The organism is Polyangium jinanense, from assembly GCF_028435365.1.
The window spans coordinates 51,456-68,387 of record NZ_JAGTJJ010000034.1; the positions used below are offsets into that span (position 1 = coordinate 51,456).

A 16,932-nucleotide genomic window follows, 5' to 3' on the forward strand; every position below is an offset into this window, starting at 1 on the left:
CCGTGGGAACCAAGGAAACTGTGTCGGTTTCTACGGTTTCCGGCAAGCGTCAAGAATGTGCTCTCGGTTGCGCAGGCCCGTCCTCTACGCTCCCACCACGACGCTGCCCATGTACCCGACGACCCCGCCCAAGAGCCCCACCGACCTCGTGCGCGACCTGAGACAGCTCGGCGTCCGCGCGGGCAACACATTGATGATCCACGCTTCGCTTCGCATCATCGGCGCTGTCGAAGGCGGCGCGCGTGGCGTCCTCGACGCCCTCGACGAGGCCGTCGGCAAGACCGGAACCTTGATGATGGTCCTCGGCGCGCGCGACGACTGGGCCTGGGTGAACGAGCTCCCCGAGCACGAACGCGCCGCGCATCTGGAAAACGCCGAGCCCTTCGACAGCCTGCGTACGCCCGCGGATCCGGACGTCGGTTACCTCGCCGAAGCGCTCCGCCAGCGCCCCGGTACGATCGTGACGGACCATCCCGAGGGGCGATTCGGCGCTCGTGGCGCGCGGGCCGCCGAGCTCCTCCGTGATCCGCCGTGGCACGATTACTTCGGTCCCGGCTCGCCGCTCGAAAAACTATGTGAGCTCGGCGGGCGCGTGCTCCGCCTCGGCGCCGATTTCAATACGACGACCGTGCTGCACTGGGCCGAGTATCTCGTCGATCTGCCGGACAAACGCCGGGTACGTCGACACCGTCGCATCGTCGGGATCTCGGCGCCCGAGATCCGCCATGTCGATTGCCTGGACGACAGCGATGGGATCGTCGTATGGCCCGGCGAGGATTATTTCGCGCTCATCTTGCGAGAGTATCTGGACACGGGCCGCGCGCGCCAAGGGACCGTGGGCCGGGCGCGGAGCGAGCTCCTCGAAGCCGCGGACCTCGTGAGCTTCGGCGTCGCCTGGATGAACAACCACTTCGCGCCTCAAGCGAGTACGAGACGCATGTGAACGCGGGAATGCCAGTCGATGCCGTGTTCACGTTGCGCCTCGGTCACCACACGCATCTCCGGGGACCATTCTTCCGGCGGGACCACGACGAACCCGTGACGCGCATACCAGGGCATGTTCCAGGCGACATCCGATTGCGTGTTCAGCACGAGGGTCCGCTCGCCCGCCGCGCGCGCCCGGGCGATCGAATCGCGCAAGAGCGCCGTCCCAATGCCGAGACGCCCATGCGACGGGAGCACGCTCACCTGACCGAGGCAGAGCTCCGCGCCGAGCCGGGTGACGAGGAGCCAACCAACGACCTCGCCGTCCACCTCGGCGACGGTGATTCGCCCGGCCTCCACGGCCCGCTTGGCCACGTCGAGCGGAATGGTCTCCCCGTCGAGGAACGACGCATGAGCCGTCTCCCGAAAACGCTCGTCCGCGGCGCGCTCGATGGCCCCGAGCACGGGGATGTCTTCGGCGCGCGCCGGCCGCAGAATGAACGAGGTCACGCCCGAGCTTTACCACACCTCCCTGGCTCGGGAACTCCGCGCGCCCCGTGGACTCCCTCTCCCATGGTTCGTGTTCTCGCCTGCGCCGTTTCGATGGTGCTCCCGGCGCTCGGGCTCGCCTGCAGCCCGACGCGCCCGCCCGTCGAGCCGCCGCCCGCGCCCTCCTCGGCGCCCGCCCCGACCGAAGATCCGCCTCCGCCCGTAACGCCCCGCGCGCCGGTCTCGACCGCCGACTGCCCCTTCCACTGGACGCCTCACGAGATCGGCGCGAGCGTGCTCCGACTGCCAGCCGAATACGGCGGTCGATTCATGAACCCGCTCTACGACGCGGCCTGCGCCTGCGTGCGCCCGGGGGAAGCCGTGCACATGCTCGCCCGCATCGTCCCTGAGCGCGGGACGATCGAGGCTGTGACCGGCAATCGCGAAGACCTCCCGACACACGCCGATCCGAGCATCGACGCCTGCTTCGCCACCGTGCTCGGGACGACGACCTTCGAGCCGTTCGAGGTCGGCAGCGACGTCGTCTGCCCTGAAGAGCCACCGCCGCCGCCCAGCAAAGGCCCCCCGTTCTTCCGCCCCCCGCGCCTGGCGAATTGCCCCGCGCGTGGCGAGCAGACCTCGAAAATCATCTATCCGCTCCTCGTGGACCGCCGCAAAGAGGCGCCCTCGCCCGCGCCGGTCGAGGGCCCGTAAAAAGACCTACTTTCTCGTCCGCTGCGCACGCGCGAACTGCTAGAAGTCGTTCGTGCTCTCGGTCGTGAATTTCGTTCGCCTGGTGAAGGTCGCCGCGTGGGCGGTGTTCCTCCTCGTCTTCCCGCCCATCGCCTTTGCGAACGGGATGTACGCGGCGACCGTCCTCCTTGCGGTGCTGGGCCTCCTCCTCGACGTGACGGCGCTCGGAGAGCTCCTGCCCTCATCCACACAGCCGAAGGTGCGGCGCGGCGTCGTCGCGACCATGGCGCTCCTGCACATTTCGCTCCTCGCCCTGTCCGTCGTCCGCCTCGTGTCTCCGCGTTATGGCGCGTGGCAACGTATCGCCGGGACCGACGAATGGAACAATGCCGCGCTGGTACGTCCCGAGCACGGGCCGCTGCTCGCCGTGGGCCACAGAGACGTCCTTTCGCTCGGCAAAGAGGGCAGGTTCGTCCCGGTGCCCGACATCGCGGGCCCCGTGCACGTGATCGGCGCGGGGGCGCATCGCGCGTGGTTCGTCGACGTCGAGGGCCAATTCGCGTGGGGCTACGATGGAGCGTCCCTCGAAAAAGTCCCGCTCGGGTGGGACGCCTCCGCGCGGATGCCCGAGGGCGCCGCGCTCGACGACGCGTTTTTCGTCGTTGGCTCCCGCGGGCTCGTGCGCGTGGCGCGTGACGGCCATCAGAGCAAGGTGCTCGACGGCACATCGATCACCGGCGTCGCCACCGATGGATCACGCGTCGTCGCGGTGGGCTCGAACGTCTTCGTGAGCGAGGACGGCGGACGGCATTTCAAGGATCGCGGGCCCACCGGGCTCCAGGCTCCCTCGGTGTACGCGGGCGGAGGCTCCTATTACCTCGTGCAAGGCGGGATCATGTCCTCGCGGCTCTTCGTGAGCGAGGCGGACGGGCGCCTCGAAGAGCGAAAGCCGCCGATGCGCGACATTCGTGTAATCGCAGTGGATCCGCACGATGGCCGGCGTGTATGGGTCGGGACCTGGGGCGAAGGGATCTGGCGCTCCGAGGACGCAGGGCGAACCTTCCAGGATCTCGAGCTCGAGGGGCTCGAGGTGCAATCCCTGGTGGTCGATTTCTCGACGAAGGATGCGTGGGTCGCCGCGACGAACCTCGCGACGCCGAGCGGCGTGTATCATTACGGGGCACGCTGACCCCAGGGGCGAAAGCCGGCCGTGGGACGAGGGCTTGCGGGGGCAAGGCCGCGGAAACATGAATCCGCTCGGCAACACGTCTCCGGCGGCCTTGCGCGGGGGGATCTGGTATGCGGCGGGTTTCTTCCATCATCGCGGCAATCGGTCTCTTTTGCGGCTTCCACGCCCCACGGACGGCGGCGGCCGACCCGATGGTGATCCGGATCGACGGTGGAGCCGTCCACGGCAAGACGGAGGGCGAGGTCCAGGTCTGGAAAGGCATTCCTTTCGCCGCGCCGCCAGTCGGCGCGCTCCGCTGGCGGGCGCCAGAGCCGGTGAAACCCTGGAAAGGCATCCTCGAAGCCTCGGCGTTCCGGCCGAACTGCATGCAGACCGACGATGTGGCGAACATCTCGGAGGATTGCCTTTATCTGAATGTCTTCCGTCCGACGGCGCGCACGGAAAAAGCCTTGCCCGTCATGGTCTGGATTCACGGCGGCGCCCTCGTCCGGGGAGGCGCTTCGCTTTATCCAGGCGCGGGCCTCGCGCGGCAGGGCGTCGTGCTCGTGACCCTCAATTATCGCCTCGGCCGGCTCGGGTTCTTCGCGCACCCGGCGCTCGCGCGCGAGGCGCCGAACGAGCCGCGTGGCAACTATGGCTACATGGATCAGATCGCGGCGCTCCGGTGGGTGCAGCGGAACATCGCTGCATTCGGCGGAGATCCGAACAAGGTGACGATTTTCGGCCAGTCCGCCGGCGGCGGCTCCGTCCTCGTCCAGATGACCTCGCCGATGTCGCGTGGCCTTTTCCACCGGGCCATCCTGCACTCGGCCGGCCTCCCGACCGCGCGCGCCGCGGCGATGCCCCTCCGGGAGATCCCGGCGGCGGAAAAGATCGCCGTCGATTACGCAAAGGCCTTGGGCATCGTCGGCGCGGATGCGGCGGCGCTCGCGGCGCTCCGCTCGCTCCCTGCCGAAAAGCTGGTCGCGGCCAGCGATAGCAATGCGGTCCTCTGGGAATTGTCGGGAGGTCCCCAGGTGCCCGGCGTCGCGGGCGCGATACGCGACGGTCGCCTCGTCGTCGAATCCCCCGAGGCGGCGATACGCGCCGGTCGGCAAGCGAAGATCCCGGTGATTTCGGGCGCCACCGCTCACGACCTTGCCACCGGATCGGCGCGGACCAAAAAGGAGCTGTTCAGCATCTTCGGTCCGCTCTCCGCGCGGGCGCGGACATTGTACGATCCCGACGGGAACGCCGAGCTCTCCGCGCTCGTCCCAAACGTCCATGCCGACCGGGTGATGGTCGAGCCTTCGCGTCACCTGGCGGAAGCGATGGTCCGGGCCGGGCAACCTGCCTATTTCTACCGGTTTTCCTACGTAGCGGAATCGCACCGGGGTCAGGCCCCAGGCGCCACCCATACCACCGACGTTGCCTTTGCGCTCGATGCGCCCTCCGCGGCCACGGGGGACCAGACGACCTACGCGGATTGGGCGATGGCGCGGACGATGAGCAGCTACTGGGTCGCTTTCGCGAAGACCGGCAATCCGAACAGCCCAGGGTGCCCCGCGTGGCGAACGTACGACCCCGAACGACGCGACGTGCTGAATTTCACGAACGACGGCGTGGTCTTCGGGCCCGATCCGCTGAAGGACCGCCTCGATCTCTGGAAGGCGGTGTTCGAGGGCGCGCCTGCGGCCGTGACGAGTCCTCGGAGCCCCACGGCGCCGGACCGGCGCTGAGGCGCCTCAAGGCTGGGGCGCCGGGGCGGGCTCGACGCGGAGGAACGAGGGCACCTCGTCGAACGAGGTGTCGAGGACCAGCTTGTCGAGGTCCATGCCGCCGGGCAGCGGCTCGCCTTTCATGGCAAACGCGAGCTCCACGGTCTGTCCGGGGGCGAGCTCGATGTCCTTCTCGAACGGTCGAACGACGTTTCGCTCGAACGTCGCGAAGGGCTCGAAGTACGGCCCTTTGACGCGGTCCTCGAGGGGCCGCACGTAGCCGCCCTTGTCCTTTCCGGGCTTCGGCGCCGGGAAGGCCGAAGGGTCGAGCAGCCGGAGCCACAGGGGCGGCTCGATCCGGCGGAAAAACGAGTTGATTGCGAGGCGCGCGCTGCCGGACCGGCGGAGCGCCGCCCGAAGCACGCAGCCCTTCTCGGTGCAGGTCAGATCCGTCACCCGCAGCGCGATCGCGCCCCCAGAGAGGCTCGTCCATTCGCGCGGTTTGCCCGTCCGGCGCCCACCGTGCAATCCTCGCAGCAGGAGAGGGGACGCGAAGGCCGCGGGATCCGCCTTGCCGACGGGCTGGGCGAGGAGGCGGATGGTCGCTCCATTCGGCACGACGGGGCGATGATCGAAGCCGACGGGGCGGATCTTGCCTTCGCGGACCTCGCCGAAGAGCTGGACATCGAACTGGGCCCCCGCCGACGAGATCATCTTCAGGTTTTTCAGCGGGCCGATTCGGCCCTGGAACTCGTCCACCTCAAGGGGCGCGCCGGTGTGATTGACGACGTCGAAGCCGAGCACGCAGGGCCGCTCCTTGAACTCGTCGCGCGTCTTGAACGCGACGTGCTTTCGGTACTTCTTGGCCACGTCGGGCCCGCACGCATACGAGGTCACGCGCACGGCGATGCCGCCGTCCGCCATTGGCGTGGGACCGTCCGCGGGGGCTTCCAGCTTTCCGCGCATCGCTTCCACCGCCGCGCCGAGCTCGTCTTTGATGCGCTTTTCCTGCGCCGCGAGGCGCTCGACCCGGCGCTCGACCCGCGGATCGTCCCATCCCACGAGGCCCGCCAGGTTCTCGATGGCCGAGCGAGCGCTCCACGCGCCGCTGTCCCCCCCCATACCGAGGCCGAAATAGCGCTCGGAGAGGTCCGGCCGGACGGCTTCCATGGTCGCGAGGGCCTTGTCCGCGACATTGCGTGGCTGCTCGAGGTGCCGCTCGACGAGCTCCCGCCCGAGCGGGCGGCACTCGAGCTGGCTGACGCGCCCTTTTGCGGTGAGGGGATAGCTGCCATTGAACGTGGCCGCGACTCTCTCGATGCCGTCGTCGAACACCAGATCCCGGTCGATCGAGGTCACGCGCACCTTGGCGCCCTTCTCCAGCGTCACGAGCGGCACGGAGAACCACATCTCCATGGTGTCCTCGGGGCCGCCGGCGCGGCATCGCACGACCTCCTTGCCCTGCGTGATCGAGACGTCGACCGAGAGATCTGCCTCCCCGTCGAAATCCCCATGGTTCTTCGTATTGATGCCAAGCCTGCAGATGAGGCCGACCTGCTCGCCCTGGAGCGGCCCGCTCGAGGCGACGAAAAGGGCGTGGCGATCCGTCGGCTGGGGCGCGTAGCTCTCGCTGGCCATGCTCCAGATGGGCTTCTTGGCACGGCTGGATGCGGGCGTGCCGAGCCGCTCGGGGATGGGCTCGAGGGGCGGGGGCGCCGGGGGCTTTTCCGTCGCCGGGGAGGCGGGGAGCTTCGATGCGGCCGCCTCGGGGCCGGCCGTGGACAGCGCCGGGCGCGGCCGCGGCGCGGGCTCCCCGTCGAGCTCCCGCAGCATCTCCTGCAAGCCGCCGCTGCAGCCGGCGACGAGGAGCAGGCAACCGAGCGCGACGCGACCGAATCCCGGGCTGTGGGGCATGGCCAGACCCCAAAACGGGACTGCAAAACGAAAGCGGCGTCAAGCATCCTGTGGCCTTTCCGGGTCGGGCGCGCTCCCGCGCGCGCCTTGCCAATGGTATCCTCGAGCCGTCCCGTACCACCTCGCCCACCCCCGTCCTGACACCGACGGCTCGCTCCTTCGACGCTGGTGCCCCGAAGGGAGCATCCGATGCGGAACCATCAGCGAGCGGCGGCGATTCGTGCAGAGATCGAGCGGAACGAGGGGCGAGGACGGGGGAAGGCGTATCCCGAGCGCGTGCGTCGGCAAGCGATCGAATACTTCTGGCCGCGGCGTGATGAGGGGGCGACGATTGCGGAGATCGGACCCGAGATCGGCCTGCACTGGCGGACCTTGTACGGCTGGGCCAAGGGCGGCGTGTCGCCGCAGCTGCCCATGGCTGGTTTCTCGCCCGTAGAAATCATCGAGGCCCTGGCCGCCGAGGTTCGCGGGCCTATCGTCGTGCAGCACCGCTCCGGCCTGCGCGTCGAGGGACTCGACCTCGACGCGCTCGCCGAACTGTTGCGGAGGCTTTCGTGATCGGCTCGACGCGGCAGGTCAGGGTCTACGCGTATCGAGAGCCCGTCGACATGCGGAAATCATTCGATACGCTCACGGCGCTCGTCGCGCAGGGCCTTCGCCGCGACGTGATGTCGGGTGAGATATTCCTCTTCGTGAGTCGCAGCCGCCAGCGGTGCAAGGTGTTGTTCTGGGACGGCACGGGGCTTTGCCTCTTCTCGAAGCGGCTGGCAAAGGGCCGATTCGCAGCGCCGTGGGCGCGGCCTGGGGATGGTCCGCTCGTGCTCACGACGAGCGAGCTCGCGCTCCTGCTCGAAGGGAGCGAGCTCATCGGACGAATGCCGCTCTCGCCGCCGCCGTACACACCGGCCAATCGGGTCTTGCGCTGGGGATGAGCGTTTTTTACGCGGACCGTCGGTACATTCGAGGGGGCTGACGACATATACAGTCCCGCACGTCCGCGGGTACCGGTCAAGACGCGGCAGGGCGAGGCGTTACGGTCGTCCTGGCCTCCCCATCCCGGAGATGAGCGAGCCGACGAGAGGACCGATGGATGCAACCGACGAGACGCCACGCACTCCGCTCGAGTGCATCGACGGCGAACCCTTCGTGTTTGCGGTTCGTCGCAAGCGATCAATACTGCTGCCGCTGTGACTTCGCCTTGCACGAGCACAGCTAGAAGGGTCGTGCGCGGGTCGGTGCGTCTCGATTCCCGGGTGCAACTCCACTCGTGAATCAGGACTGCTCCGCTCGAGACAGCGCAGACGAGGTCGGTGCCGAGCCGCCGGTCAAGAAGTCGATCAGCCCGTGCGGGGCGTTGTCGTCGTCGAAGCAGAGCTCGAAGGTCCGCGCGGCCTCGGCGGCGGCCTTCGCGCTCCGGACGAACATGGTTTCCTCGTACTCGACGAGCGCGGCTTCGAGGTCGCCTCGGTGCGCGGCAATGGCCTTGCCGAGCTCGGCGCCGTCGTACATCGCGAGATTGGCGCCCTCACCGTCGGGCGGCATCAGATGCGCGGCATCGCCGAGAAGCGTCACGCCGGGCACGCGCGCCCACCGATGTCCGGCCGGGAGCGCATGGATCCTCCGGGGGACGGGGTCTGTCTCGCCGTCGCTGATCAGCGCGGTGAGCTCCGGCGCCCAGCCGTCGAACTCCGCCGCGACGCGAGCCTTCGCCGCCTTCGGGTCGGCGAAGTCGATGCCCGCGATCCACTCCTGCGGCTTGGTGAGCGCGACGTAGATGTGCAGGACGCCGTTGGTCTCGCGGTGGGCGACGATGCCCTTGCCGGGCGCGAGCGCGAGCAGGGACCCGCCTCCGACAACCTTGGCGCTGGCCGGGTGGCGCGCGTCGGCGTCGAGCAGGTACGTCTCGATGAACGAGGTGCCGACGTAGGCGGGCTTCACGTCGGACAGCAGCGGCCGGATCCTCGACCAGGCGCCGTCCGCACCGACCACAAGGCTCGTGGTCACGGTCGACCCGTCCGCGAACGTCAGCGCGTGCTGCTCGTCGCCGAGCGGGTGAATGGCCGTGAGCTTGCGGCCCCACTGGACGGTGCCGTGAGGGAGCGAGTCGAGCAGGATGCGCCGGAGATCGCCACGATGCACCTCGGGGCGACCGCCGCTGCCGTCGTCGGGCTGGTCGAAAAGGACCGTGCCGTGCGGGTCGAGCACCCGCGTGGCCTCGCCGCCTTCATGGATGATTCGGCGGAATTCGTCGAACAGTCCGGCCGCCTTCAGCGCGAGTTGTCCGTTGTAGTCATGGATGTCGAGCATTCCGCCCTGCGTGCGCGCATCCGCAGACGCATCGGCCTCGTAGACGGTAGCGGCGATGCCGTGGACGTGCAGCACGCGAGCGAGCGTCAGCCCGCCGGGGCCGGCGCCAATGATGGTGATGGGAGTCATCGTGCTTCCTTTCGACCTGGAGACCTCTCGGCGACGCCGCCATCGGCCTCTGGAACGCCGTTCCAGAACCCAACGTGGAACGCCGTTCCAGACCTGTCAAGATGGGGCCATGGCAAAGGCAACGCGCGGGTCGGAACGACGTGAGGATGCGCTCTCACGCGAGCGGATCGTCGACGCGGCCATCGAGCTGCTCGATGACGAGGGCGAGAACGGGTTGACCTTCCGCGCGCTCGCCACGCGGCTTTCGACGGGACCCGGCGCGATCTACTGGCACATCGCGAACAAGAGCGAGCTGCTCCTCGCCGCCAGCGACGCCGTCGTCGCCCGCGCGATGGGCGAAGTCCTCGCCTCCGCTACGCCGCACGAAGCGATCCGCAGGATCGCCGTCGGCGTGTTCGAAGCGATCGATGCGCATCCGTGGGTGGGCGTGCAGCTCTCCCGCGCTCCGTGGGAGACCGCGACGCTGCGGATCTTCGAGCGCATCGGGCGCCAAGTCCAAGCGCTGGGGGTTCCAGGCGGCGCCCAGTTCACGTCGGCGTCGGCGCTTCTGAGCTACATCATCTGCGTGAGCGTCCAGAATGCCGCGAACGGCCGCCTGCTCGAGCCGTCCGTGGACCGCGCTGAGTTTCTCGAGACGCAGTCGGCCCGGTGGAAGGAGCTCGACGCCCACGAGTATCCGTTCACCCGGACAGTCGCTGCCCAACTGCGCGAGCACGACGACCTCGCCGAGTTCCTCGCCGGCATCGATCTCATCCTCGCCGGGATCGCGGCTTCTCTCTAACGAGTCGTCGAGCGGCGCCCGGCCAACGGATGTCAGGTCACCGCTCGGCCGGCCAAACGCAGGGGCGTGTCGATTTTCCGTTACCTCTTGCCTCGCCGCACATTGTTTTGGTCATGGGACCCTCTTCCAAGCCGCCCACCCTCCGTTGGCTCGCCCAGCTCCTTGGCCTACGGCTCGAGATCAAGCGCATCGTCGAGAGCGACGAGACGTACACGCGCGAGTCCGCGGACGACAAGGTGCAGCGGGTATACACGAATGCCGTCCGCAAGCTCCCGGATTACACGCCGCACCCTGACGGCATGAAGCCGTGGCTCGTGACGATCACGCGGAACGTGATGGGTAAGGCGCACCGCGACACCAAACGTCACCAGGAGGTATTTGAACCCGACGACGGGCACGTCGACACGGCCGAGGCGCCGGACGTCTCGCCCGAGCGCGCGGCGGAGCTGAAGCAGGCCCTGGAGAAGGTGACGGCCGCTCTGCACGACATGCCCCCCTCGCAAGCTGCGGTGCTCTGGATGGTCTGCGTCGAAGAGCGGTCGCACGAGGAGGCTGGCGTGGCGCTCGGGATCTCCGAGGACGCAGCGAAGATGGCGCTCTCGCGCGCGCGGGAGTCCCTCCGGGCTCGGTTCGGCAACACTCTCTTCACAGCCCCGTCTCCCCTGCTCGCGCTGCTCTCCGACTGCGTTCACTTGCTCGGGCACCTCTGGGCCTTCCTCATGGCCATGTTGTTCGCGTCGCTCGCGCTCTCGCCGCGCGAACCCGACAGCGAGCTTCACGCCGTGGCCACGGGCGTGGCGCACGTCGTGGCAGCCTCCGCCGCGGACGTCGCGCATGCCGCGAAGCCGGTGCCCTCGTTCGATCACGCTGGTGCATTCGTGCCCGTGCCCGTCATAGCGCCGCCCACGCCGAAAATGCAGCGGCACACGCCGCGGCGTCCCCTGGTCGACAGCGACAAACAAGGCGTCCCTAAGAGCGGTTTGTCCGCGGACCCCGAGGGTTCGTCCGGGAACACGTTGTTCTAGGATCCGAGCCTCCGCGTGTGATAAAGATCCTGGTCCATGCGTGCGATCGTGTGCGGTTCGATTTCGCTTCTTGCGTCGCCCGCGGCGCGGGCGCAGAGCCTCCCCAGCACCACCGACGAGAGCCCCGAGGCGGACGTGGAGCTGCGGTTTCAGGCCTTCGCGCAGCTCGGGGACCGCGAGCGCGCCGCGGGGCACTTGCGTGAGGCTGCCAGGGCCTACCGCCAGGCGTTCAACGTCCGGCACGATCCGGTCATCGGGGGACGCCTCGGGCTCGTGCTGGTCGAGGGCGGCAGGCCCGAGGATGGGGCAGAGCTCTTGCTCAACGCGATCCATCGAGCCCCCTCCACGACTCCCGCGGAGCGGGCGGAGCGCAAGCGCTTCTTCGAAGCGCACGAGGTGGCGCGCGAGCACGGTTCATGGGTCGAGGTGATCGTCTCTCACGCTGGCGCGCGTGTGACGGTGGATGGCATTGATCGGAACGACGAGGGAGTGGAAGCTCGCGGGCCTCGCGTGCATGAACAACACGGATGATGACGCCTGCGCGCCGAACGACGCTGGCACGCGGTATTGCGTCAGTGATCCCGGGCCGGGATGGCTTCAGTGTGTCGTTCGTGAAGGGGCCGACGCGCCATGCCCGGACAACTACAGATGGGCGCGGTACGAGATGTACCCTGAGGACGCGGTATTCGACGATCGCGACTGCGAGGAGTGCGACGCGAGCGCTTCCGCGGACGCCGGCTCTCGGATTGGCTCCCTCCACTTCCGCCGCCTCGCTCGGCGAGGTCCACCTTCGTTGCCGCGGGCGCTGTCGCGCACGATGAACGCGGCGAGCAGCTCCTCCTCGATCTTATGCGCGCGGAGCCTGCCTATCAGAAAGCCGCGATCCACATCGCCTATTACGCAGCCCAAGCTCCCGGATCTTCCAGAGATGCGGCGTGGCATCAAAGCGAGATGCAGGGTCCCGCATCGCGGCTGCTGCGTCGCCGCCTCATCAGGACAACGCCACGCCGGGGGGTTACTTCGACGTCGGAGGCGGGAGTTCCGGCGTCGTGCGCGCTTCGAGTTCTTTCCGGACCTGCCGGTGCTCGCCCTTCGGCAGCAGGTTTGTTTGCCCTGTGCGCCGACGCGACCACGGCGTCGTCCCGCTGAGCTTGCACTTCTCCTGCAATTGATGGACTGACGCTCACCGCTCATCCTTGATTTGCGCCGTTCGTCACGGCCGGCCGCGCTTTCGTATCTGAGCGCTGGCCTGCTGTCGCCCTGCCCTCTAGCCTCTTCCTTGCGTTCCACTCCAAGGAAACTGCCATGCTCTTGCTCCGCCATCTGCACAAGACCTATGACAACGGCGTCCACGCCACGAATGACGTCAGCCTCGACATCCCCACCGGCCTGTTTGGCCTGCTCGGCCCGAATGGCGCGGGCAAGTCCTCGCTGATGCGCACCATCGCCACGCTGCAGACGCCCGACAGCGGCAGCATCCACTTGGATGGTGTGGATGTGCTGCGCGCTCCTCTGGCCCTGCGCCGCCGGCTGGGTTATCTGCCTCAGGATTTCGGGGTCTATCCCAAGGTCAGTGCGCTGGAACTGCTGGACCACTTCGCCGTCCTCAAGGGGCTGACCCGGCGTGGCGAGCGTAAAGAAGCCGTGGAAGCCCTGCTCCACCAGACCAATCTGTGGGAAGCACGCAAGCGGGCTGTGGCCAGCTACTCGGGCGGTATGCGCCAGCGCTTCGGCATCGCCCAGGCCCTGCTCGGCGCGCCGCGCCTCGTGATCGTCGATGAGCCGACGGCGGGCCTGGATCCGGACGAGCGCAACCGCCTTCTCAATCTGCTGGCGCGCATCGGCGAGAAAGTCATCGTGATCCTGTCCACGCATATCGTGGAAGACGTGACCGACCTGTGCGCGCGCATGGCCATCATCGGCAAGGGCCGGGTGCTGGTAGAAGGCGAGCCGCAGGCGGCTATCGCCACGCTCAAGGGCCGCATCTGGCGCGGCGCCGTCAGCGATGCGGACCTGCCGGACTTCCAGCAGCGCTTCACGGTCCTGTCTTCGCGCCTGGTGGGTGGTAAGCCGCAGATCAACATCTTCGCGGAAGCCCAGCCCCATGCGGGCTTCTCCCAGGTCGAGCCGGGCCTGGAAGACGTCTACTTCCTGCAGCTGCGCGCGGCAGCCTGAGGTGCGGATCATGTGGAAGAGCTTTTTCGCCTTCGATCTGCGCTACCACCTGCGCCAGCCCCTGCTCTGGATCAGCACCCTGCCGCTCGTGCTGATCTCCTTCCTGTCCGCCAGCAGCGACAGCTTCCGCATCGGCGGGGCGATCGGCAATGCGCACATGAATGCGCCCGTCGTCATCGTCAACCAGCTCGGCGTGTTGAGCATCATCGCGATGTTCCTCGTGACCGTCTTCCTGGCTGGCGCCATCCTGCGCGACAGCGAGGTGGGCATGGCCGACCTGCTGTTCGCCACGCCGATGCGCAAGTTCGACTACCTGCTAGGCCGCTTCCTGGCAGGCTTCGCGACCTGCCTGCTGGTATTCGGGCTGATCACGGTGGCCATGATGATCGGCTCGCGCATGCCTGGCATCGATCCCGCGCGCATCGGGCCTTTCTCGCTGCAGTCTTATGCCTGGGGCTTCTTTGTCTATGTCGTGCCGAACCTGCTCTTCGTGTCGGCGCTGCTGACGCTACTGGCCGCGACGACGCGCTCGATGATGATGGTCTATGTCGGCGTGCTCGGCTTCGTCGCCCTGTGGTCGATTGCTGGCTTCCTCGGCGGGCGCGCCGATAGCGCCGTGTTGGCCGTGCTGCTCGATCCCTTCGGTGTGCGGGTGCTGGCCCAGGCCACGCGTTATTTCACGAGCGCCGACATGAATGTGCGTCTGCCCGAACTGAGTGGCGCGCTGCTGATGAATCGTGCCTTGTGGACCATGCTCGCCCTTGGCATGTTCGGCACGACGCTGGTGCTATTCAAGCCCCTGCGGGTCGGAACCGGGCGTGGCAGGCGCAAGCGCCGGGCCGTACGGGAAGTGGCGGCCAGCGCGGCGCCATCCACGCCGCTGCGCCGCATGGAACCACTATTCGGTGCGGCGACGGCTTGGCATCAAACGGCCCGCCTGCTGCGCGCCGATGTGCGCGCCGTCCTGCGCAGCCTGCCCTTCCTCGTCATGCTCCTGCTGGCACTGGCGAACTTCTTCGCCAACTACACAATCGGCGGCATGCGCTTCGACAGCACGCCGTACCCGCTCACACGCCTGATGCTCGAAGAACTCGCGGGCGGCCTCAATGAGATGCTCGTCATCGTGCTGCTCTTCTTTAGCGGGGAATTGGTCTACAAGGACAGGCAGGCCCGCATCGACGGCCTGGCCGACGCCCTGCCCGTGCCGAACTGGGCGCCGCTGCTCGCCAAGTGCGGCGCGCTGGTGGCGATTGTGCTGGCCTTCCTGCTCGCTGGCGTGGTGGCGGCCGTGGGTATCCAGCTCGTGGTTGGCGGCGCGCCCGTCGACGTCATCCTGTATGCGAAGGGCACGCTGATCTCCTCGGCCTACTTCGTGCTGATGGCGATGGCGCTGCTGGCCCTGCAGGTCGTAGCAGGGAACAAATTCCTCGGCTACGCGCTTGGCATCGCGGTGCTCGCATCCGGCCCGGTGCTGCGCGGCCTGCGTATCGAGCACCATCTGTCGAACTTCGCATCCCTGCCGACGCTGCGCTATTCGGACATGAACGGTTACGGCCACTATATCGCGGGTTGGGCGTGGTTCGTGCTGTACTGGGGCCTGCTTTCGGCAGCCATGCTGGTCGCGGCCCAGGGCTTTTGGGTGCGCGGCACGGCCCCGCGCTGGCGCGAACGGGTGAAGGCTGCCGCAGCGGCCCTGCGTGGCCGCGCCGGCGCCGCACTCGCGCTCTGCCTGTCCGGCTTTGCAGCGGCGGGCGGCTGGATCTACTACAACACGAATATCCTCAACGATTACCAGTCCAGCGAAGCCCTGCTCGACTTCCGCGCCGGCTACGAGAAAGCCTACCGCAAGGACATGGACCTGCCTCTCCCCAGCCTGACGGGCATAAGGGCCGAGGTGGACATCTTCCCGTCCGAGCACGCGCTGCGCATCCATGGCCACTACGTCCTGCAGAACAAGACGCAGGCGCCGCTTGTTGTCCTGCGTATCCAAAACGATCTGCGTGCCACGACCCATTTCGACAAGCTGCCCGCAGGCCGCCTGGTACGCGACGACAGGCGCTACGGCGTGCAGGACTGGCAGCTCGACCAGCCGCTTTCGCCTGGCGCCAGCATTGCCCTCGATTTCACGGTGGAGGTGCGCAGGCACGGCTTCACGAACGACGGCATGCCCGATCCTGTGAACGACAACGGCACCCTGTTCGCGTTCGAGGATTACTTCCCCAAGTTCGGCTACAACCAGTCGCTCGAAATCGACGACGCCCAGGCCCGCAAGGCGCGCGGCCTGGGCGAGGCGCACCGCATGCCCAAGCTGGAAGATGGCCAGGCCCAGTCCAAGAACTACTGGAAGCTGTTCGGCATCGATGCCGATTTCATCGACTTCGAGACCACTGTCTCGACCAGCGCGGACCAGACCGCGCTGGCGCCCGGCTCCCTCGTGAACAGCTGGGAGAAGGATGGCCGCCGCTACTTCCACTACAAGATGGACCGGCCGATCCTGCCCTTCTTCGGCTATCAGTCGGCGCGCTGGGAAGTCAAGCGCGACCAGTGGAACGGTCTGCCCATCGAGGTCTACTACGACATCAAACACGCCTACAACATCGACCGCATGATCGCGGGCGCGAAGGGCGCGCTCGATTACTACACGGCCCATTTTGGTCCCTATCCCTACAAGCAGGTGCGCATCGTCGAGACCCCGCTCTACCAGAGCTATGCGCGCGCCTTCCCGACGCTGACGCCCTTCTCCGAATCGCTCGGTTTCATCAGCGACCTGCGCGACCCGGCCGCAGCCGACCACGTGTTCTACGTCACGGCCCACGAACTAGCGCATCAGTGGTGGGGTGACCAGGCTATTGCCGCCAACGTCCAGGGTGGCGGGCTGGTGACAGAATCGCTGGCCGAATACTCGGCCCTGATGGCCGTCGAAAAGCATTACGGCGCCGAGACGGTGCGCCGCATCCTGCGCTTCGACCTCGACGAATACCTGCGTGGCCGCACCGCCGAAGGCGCCGAGGAGCAGCCCCTGATCCGCAACGAGAGCCAGACCTATCTGCAGTACCGCAAGGCCAGCCTCGTCTTCTACCGCCTGCGTGAAGAGATCGGTGAGGCGGCCGTGAACCGCGCCCTTCGGCGCTTCCTCGACGACAAACGCTACCAGACAACACCCTACACGACGAGCCGCGACCTGCTTGGCTACCTCCGCGCGGAGACGCCCGCCAGCAAGCAGGATCTGGTGACGGACCTGTTCGAACGCATCGTCTTCTACGACAACCGCGTGCTCGCCGCCGAAGCCAGCCCGCGCGCGGACGGCCGCTGGGACGTGAGCGTCACGGTGCGCCTGGCGAAGACGGAAGCGGATGGCTACGGCAAGGAGACGGCCCGCGTCTACGACGAGCCGATCGACATCGCCGTCTTCGCAGGCGGGCGCCTGCTCCCTGCGGCGCAACGCATGCTGCCTGCCGGCGAAACGCGCTTCACGCTCACCGTGGCGGAAAAGCCTTCCGAAGTGTGCATCGACCCGCGCCAGCTGCTGATCGACCGCGTCCCGGCCGACAACCGCAGGGCTGTCGACATCGCTAACTAGAGCGCCGAACCGTTCGGCGCTCTGCGAGA

The 16,932-nt window shown here is 67.6% G+C and carries 14 protein-coding genes; 11 read left to right on the forward strand and 3 right to left on the reverse strand.

Annotation, left to right across the window (positions count from 1 at the left end; all coding sequences use genetic code 11):
- Nucleotides 1–67: 67 nt before the first annotated feature.
- Entirely contained in the window at nucleotides 68–943 is an 876-nt protein-coding gene (locus KEG57_RS36460; protein ID WP_272424337.1) for an AAC(3) family N-acetyltransferase, read from the forward strand.
- Here KEG57_RS36460 and KEG57_RS36465 read toward each other — a convergent pair.
- Nucleotides 919–1,434 carry a GNAT family N-acetyltransferase gene (locus tag KEG57_RS36465; protein WP_272424338.1) on the reverse strand — a complete coding sequence of 172 codons (516 nt, stop codon included), beginning with the start codon at nucleotides 1,432–1,434 and terminating at the stop codon, nucleotides 919–921. The two genes, KEG57_RS36460 and KEG57_RS36465, sit on opposite strands and share 25 nt — an antisense overlap.
- A gap of 63 nt (nucleotides 1,435–1,497) precedes the next feature.
- Between KEG57_RS36465 and KEG57_RS36470 the strand changes: the two genes are divergently transcribed.
- The 3 genes from KEG57_RS36470 (at nucleotide 1,498) to KEG57_RS36480 (ending at nucleotide 5,013) form a co-directional block, all read left to right on the forward strand.
- Nucleotides 1,498–2,127 carry a hypothetical protein gene (locus KEG57_RS36470; RefSeq protein ID WP_272424339.1) on the forward strand — a complete coding sequence of 210 codons (630 nt, stop codon included), beginning with the start codon at nucleotides 1,498–1,500 and terminating at the stop codon, nucleotides 2,125–2,127.
- Nucleotides 2,128–2,179: 52 nt separating this feature from the next.
- Nucleotides 2,180–3,295 carry a WD40/YVTN/BNR-like repeat-containing protein gene (locus KEG57_RS36475; protein ID WP_272424341.1) on the forward strand — a complete coding sequence of 372 codons (1,116 nt, stop codon included), beginning with the start codon at nucleotides 2,180–2,182 and terminating at the stop codon, nucleotides 3,293–3,295.
- A gap of 110 nt (nucleotides 3,296–3,405) precedes the next feature.
- The gene (locus tag KEG57_RS36480; protein ID WP_272424342.1) at nucleotides 3,406–5,013 is read left to right on the forward strand and encodes a carboxylesterase/lipase family protein; all 1,608 of its coding nucleotides are present in this window, start codon (nucleotides 3,406–3,408) and stop codon (nucleotides 5,011–5,013) included.
- A gap of 6 nt (nucleotides 5,014–5,019) precedes the next feature.
- Here the strand turns inward: KEG57_RS36480 and KEG57_RS36485 are convergent, their stop codons facing one another.
- Nucleotides 5,020–6,906 (reverse strand): hypothetical protein, encoded by a 1,887-nt coding sequence (locus KEG57_RS36485; RefSeq protein ID WP_272424344.1) that lies wholly within the window; start codon nucleotides 6,904–6,906, stop codon nucleotides 5,020–5,022.
- A gap of 276 nt (nucleotides 6,907–7,182) precedes the next feature.
- Between KEG57_RS36485 and KEG57_RS55840 the strand changes: the two genes are divergently transcribed.
- Together KEG57_RS55840 and tnpB are read left to right on the forward strand one after the other, a co-directional pair.
- Nucleotides 7,183–7,464: a helix-turn-helix domain-containing protein gene (locus KEG57_RS55840; protein ID WP_272424346.1), complete on the forward strand. Its 282-nt coding sequence runs from the start codon at nucleotides 7,183–7,185 to the stop codon at nucleotides 7,462–7,464.
- Nucleotides 7,461–7,838 carry an IS66 family insertion sequence element accessory protein TnpB gene (gene tnpB / locus KEG57_RS36495; RefSeq protein ID WP_272424348.1) on the forward strand — a complete coding sequence of 126 codons (378 nt, stop codon included), beginning with the start codon at nucleotides 7,461–7,463 and terminating at the stop codon, nucleotides 7,836–7,838. Before KEG57_RS55840 ends, tnpB begins: the two co-directional genes overlap by 4 nt.
- 340 nt (nucleotides 7,839–8,178) lie before the next feature.
- On the opposite strand, the gene KEG57_RS36500 is transcribed toward tnpB, so the two are convergent.
- Nucleotides 8,179–9,342, reverse strand: a complete 1,164-nt coding sequence (locus tag KEG57_RS36500; protein ID WP_272424350.1) for an FAD-dependent oxidoreductase — start codon at nucleotides 9,340–9,342, stop codon at nucleotides 8,179–8,181.
- A 109-nt stretch (nucleotides 9,343–9,451) separates the two neighbouring features.
- On the opposite strand from KEG57_RS36500, the gene KEG57_RS36505 reads away from it, so the two are divergent.
- The 5 genes from KEG57_RS36505 (at nucleotide 9,452) to KEG57_RS36525 (ending at nucleotide 16,903) form a co-directional block, all read left to right on the forward strand.
- Nucleotides 9,452–10,123 carry a TetR/AcrR family transcriptional regulator gene (locus tag KEG57_RS36505; protein ID WP_272424352.1) on the forward strand — a complete coding sequence of 224 codons (672 nt, stop codon included), beginning with the start codon at nucleotides 9,452–9,454 and terminating at the stop codon, nucleotides 10,121–10,123.
- Between the two features lie 113 nt (nucleotides 10,124–10,236).
- Nucleotides 10,237–11,148, forward strand: coding sequence for an RNA polymerase sigma factor (locus KEG57_RS36510; RefSeq protein WP_272459351.1), 912 nt, complete (start codon nucleotides 10,237–10,239; stop codon nucleotides 11,146–11,148).
- A 36-nt stretch (nucleotides 11,149–11,184) separates the two neighbouring features.
- Entirely contained in the window at nucleotides 11,185–11,679 is a 495-nt protein-coding gene (locus KEG57_RS36515) for a hypothetical protein (RefSeq protein ID WP_272424354.1), read from the forward strand.
- 774 nt (nucleotides 11,680–12,453) lie between these two features.
- Nucleotides 12,454–13,323: an ABC transporter ATP-binding protein gene (locus tag KEG57_RS36520; protein WP_272459352.1), complete on the forward strand. Its 870-nt coding sequence runs from the start codon at nucleotides 12,454–12,456 to the stop codon at nucleotides 13,321–13,323.
- 10 nt (nucleotides 13,324–13,333) lie between these two features.
- A complete protein-coding gene (locus tag KEG57_RS36525) occupies nucleotides 13,334–16,903 on the forward strand; it encodes a M1 family aminopeptidase (RefSeq protein WP_272459353.1) in 3,570 nt (1,189 codons plus the stop codon).
- The last annotated feature ends 29 nt before the right edge of the window (nucleotides 16,904–16,932 follow it).